Origin of the sequence: Aerococcus sp. 1KP-2016, assembly GCF_002252085.1 — a bacterium.
Taxonomy (GTDB): Bacteria; Bacillota; Bacilli; order Lactobacillales; family Aerococcaceae; genus Aerococcus.
In genome coordinates this window covers 1-4,067 of record NZ_NEEY01000081.1, presented here as the reverse complement: position 1 = coordinate 4,067, position 4,067 = coordinate 1, and the positions used below count along the sequence as shown (strand labels likewise).

Annotated in this window: 3 protein-coding genes and 1 pseudogene; all 4 read left to right on the top strand. The window is 34.4% G+C overall.

Going from position 1 to position 4,067, the window contains the following annotated elements:
- Nucleotides 1-406: 406 nt before the first annotated feature.
- Nucleotides 407-1,904: pseudogene (locus B9P78_RS09245) on the top strand (primase C-terminal domain-containing protein).
- 137 nt (nucleotides 1,905-2,041) lie between these two features.
- A complete protein-coding gene (locus tag B9P78_RS09240) occupies nucleotides 2,042-2,329 on the top strand; it encodes a type III secretion system protein PrgN (protein WP_094519152.1) in 288 nt (95 codons plus the stop codon).
- Between the two features lie 315 nt (nucleotides 2,330-2,644).
- The gene (locus B9P78_RS09235) at nucleotides 2,645-3,055 is read left to right on the top strand and encodes a hypothetical protein (protein WP_094519151.1); all 411 of its coding nucleotides are present in this window, start codon (nucleotides 2,645-2,647) and stop codon (nucleotides 3,053-3,055) included.
- A 247-nt stretch (nucleotides 3,056-3,302) separates the two neighbouring features.
- Entirely contained in the window at nucleotides 3,303-3,818 is a 516-nt protein-coding gene (locus B9P78_RS09230; RefSeq protein ID WP_094519150.1) for a hypothetical protein, read from the top strand.
- Nucleotides 3,819-4,067: the final 249 nt, after the last annotated feature.

Genomic DNA, 4,067 nt, shown 5'->3' with positions numbered 1-4,067 from the left:
TTTAATGAATGGAGCAATACTACTTCAATTCAAACGTTAACGTATTTTCCTCTATTCATAAGTATACAAAAACAAACCCTATAGAAGGGCACTTTTTTTAGTGTCCATTCTATAGGGTCCATTTTAAAGTGAAATTGGCCTCACTATTCTATCTGAATCACATAAAAAGCCTATGTGTTCTCGCTCGTCTCAGAAGTTATGTAAGTGGCTGACAACCACTTATGTAATTTTGATAAGTTTTTCGGACTGACAATCCGAACTTACAGACTTATTCTACCATTTTTTGACGAGCAACTCAATATATACACGCTTATTTTGTCATTCATTTAAGACTTCTAAGCTATTGGGAGAACACAAATCTTTAAGATTATTTGTGTTCTCTTTTAGTTTGGGAAGGAATAAAGTCATGGCAGCTTCTTTGGATGTCGTATATTCGACGGTATTACAAAATGGTATCCGTAAATTCAAATATAAAAACAGCCACCTAAAACCGGTCTCTTTTAGTGATCAGTCGGGGAAGGGGGCTATTTTTGCGTACCGTTCAAAGGAACACATGATCGAGGGGATTGGACTAGTGATCACTTCAGAAGAAGGGGTGATCGAAAACAATAATCGATTCACTCATTGGACTCCAAATGTATTTCGCTATGGAACGTATGCTGATGAAGCCAGAATGTTTACGAAAGGTCATTCGGAGGACAATTTACGTCAAATCAATACATTCTTTGTTGATTTTGACACATTGGATCCAAACTTTGACTATGGAGAAATTATCTTGGCCAGTCACGAGATCGGCTTTATGCCTACAATGATTCTACGTACACCGCATGGATTTCAAGCTTTCTATGTACTAGACAAGCCTGCATACGTGACGAAGAAATCAAATTTTAAAGTGATCAATGTGGCCAAAATGATCTCAAAAATATAAGGAATAAATTTTCAAATGATTATCGGTTTCCTGTCGATGTAAATGCCAATCATTTTGGGATCACACGGATGCCTTCTGAAGAGAATGTTTTATTCTTTGAACCACAGTATCGTTATAGTTTCGAAGATGGATCGACTGGTCAATGAGAGAAGATGCGGACAAAAAAGCGGAGATCAAGAACGTTTTTGTATTACCATCTACTCAAGAATTTCGTCAAGTAGATGAACCCTGGTTCCAGCTGTTGCTAAAAAGTCAAAAAATACAAGGTGAAAAGGGCGTATATGGTCGAAATAATGTCATATTCACCTTGTCTTTGGCATACTTTTCGTCAGGATACGAAGTAGAAGCATGTGAATTGACGATGTTAGAATTCAATGACCGCTTGGCTAACCCTTTATCTGATCGAGAATTAACCAGAATCATTCGTTCCGCTTACTCCGGAAAATATCAAGCAGCCCACAGAGAAAAAATTGTCCTATTATGCCAAGAGTGGGTCGATGTCAATCTTTCTGAAGAGCAGCTATTCAACAAAAAACGGGGTTGGTGGAAATTCAAGAAAGAAAGAGCTGTTCGCAAGTATTCACATAGTCATGAATGGGCAGAAGATCTACTGTCCTATTTGAATGAGCAATCCTATGAAGAACAACCATACATTATTTCTACAAAAAAAGATTTAACTGAAAGTTTAAAGATCCCAAAACGCTCCCTGGACAAAGTACTGAAGCAGTTAAGAGAAGAGAACAAAATTCATTTTCGTGTTCGTGCTGGTCGTAATGGAGGTATTATGCTAGCTTCGATACATGGATTGATGCGCTCCGTTATCCGACTAAAAAAAGAAAGCCAGGGGGCTTATTTCGCTGCAATCTCAGAAGCTTTTGGAAGAGAATACACGTTTATCCAGACAGCATTGAAACGCTTGATAGAACCCAATAAGATCGGCATACAAACAGATCTGTTCATGATCGATACAGGTTGAAATTAAAAGGTGCAAATTGCCTAATACATTATATCTATGATACGTTTCTTCTTTTTTCTCCGCCTTGCTTGCTGGTCTTAAGAAAGAGTAGTACTATTATCGCAAACGTAATAATATGGTGGGAGGTCTTTCTGACTATGAGTATCAATACCTTTGTATATCCCTACCCGATCAATGTATTTATTATTTCGCGGTTAGGTATGACAGTAGAGCAATTTTGTGAGTTGCATGGATATAAGCAGAGTACAGTAGCAAGCTGGGTAACAAGAAACCGTACCGTAAAGACGTTGCCTTATGATTTTTTGTATTGTCTAAGCCTTTCTTCAGGCTGGTCGATGGATGATGTTTATCGTCATTTATTGGTATTGGAGGAGAAGTTCTTAAAGAGTATCAATCCAAAAAAAGAAAAAGAACAAATTAATTAGTTATGTCGATCATTCTTCGTTGTGTTTTAGTTTTTTACGTGTTCGTTAAGTGATATAGGCAATGTAACTTAATAAATGATTTTGTCAGTTTACTTTTTTGGGAAGGTTCAAGTATCTGTATTTATTTGTGAAAGGTAATATTATTACATTTTTGTAAGGGTTATTTAAAACAGCAATAGTGTATAATTTAAATAAGATTATATCTTGTCTATGTTTAAAATATCGATAAAATAAATATTTACAGTTAGAAAGGGGGAACAGTAGATTCATTTTTCGAATTTACTGAAAGATATGAATAAATCAAAAAGGAAAGTATTGACGATTGTTTTATCTTGCACAGTTTTGGTAGTACTTGGTACACTATTTTTCCTGAAAAATAATGGTAAAACAGGCATTTTTATTGAAAATAATAAAGGTGCAATAGAAGTTCCTATTACAATAGCAAGAAATTATCAGAATGATTCAGAAGTTCTTTATGAAAGTAATTCGATAAAGTCTACGAATAAACCAATAGAGGAAGCTAGTATAAGTGGTGAGAGTTCTATTTCAGTTACCATTTATGGAGAAGAGCAAACAGTTACTGGATATGTTGATAGCAATACTAAAAACTTTTCTTTATTGGTAAAAGTAGCTAGTTATGACGAATCAACGGGTAAAATAGTATTAGATTGCAACTATGATGATGGTATGAACAAAATAGAAAAAAAATTGATTTTCCAAAAATAAGGAGAACTAAAAATAAAAAAATATTTTTAACGTTAGTTTATTCTTTGGTATTTCAGTATCAAGTAGTATCAATGCATATGCAGATGAGATTGCAACAGATGAATCAGTATCAGAAACAATATCGAATGAGAGTCTAAGCGATGAAGTAATAGATAGTTTAACAATTGATGACTTTGTTAGAGCTTATGAAATTTCGAGCTCAGATGAAGCATTTAAAGATCTATCTGAAGATGATCAAAACTTATATATGATTAAGCTATACAATGAGATATATGAGTCAAAAAGCTATAGGGTAACAGCAAGATACCTGCCATCTGCCTACGAGAATTTGAATAGTGCGGAGAAAAAACTTGTCAAATCATATCCTGCGCAAGCAGCACAAGTGTATACTGCTTCTAGTTTGGCTACAAAAAGGACAAATGCACTATATAAAAACGGGTTGCATAATGGGAACGGAGATGCTTTTAGACATACTTATTGGAATGCTGAGATGGCAACGATGTTAGCCGGATATGGATCAAGTTTCAACCCTTCTAACGGTAAAACAAATGCGAAAAGATGGGCAGATGCTCACGAGGAGAATAAAAATCAACCAGCTAATGAAAAGCAAATGGATCTTTTCAATAATAACGTTGGTAGATCGATTGTAAATAAGAAATATTCATCAAAGGATTTAGAGAAGAAGGCATTAGCAAAAGTTGATGCAGGAAGTTGTAGAAGAATTGTAAATAATAAAGTAGTTGCTACAACTAAAGCAAGATAGTTTTTCGAGAAGAGATGAATATTATCTCTTCTTTTTTTTGTATTGATGATTTGGGAAAATAGGAAACTTCAATTTTAAATATGACGAATTTACAATTTAAGTGCAACAACAATAATAAAATAAAAAAAGATCCATAGTTTTCCTATAAAATAGATGTACCAACCAACTATTAGAAGGAGAAAACTATGAATCCATACACACATCTTACCATGAATGAGCGAGAAACAATATTCCTAATGTATGAACAAG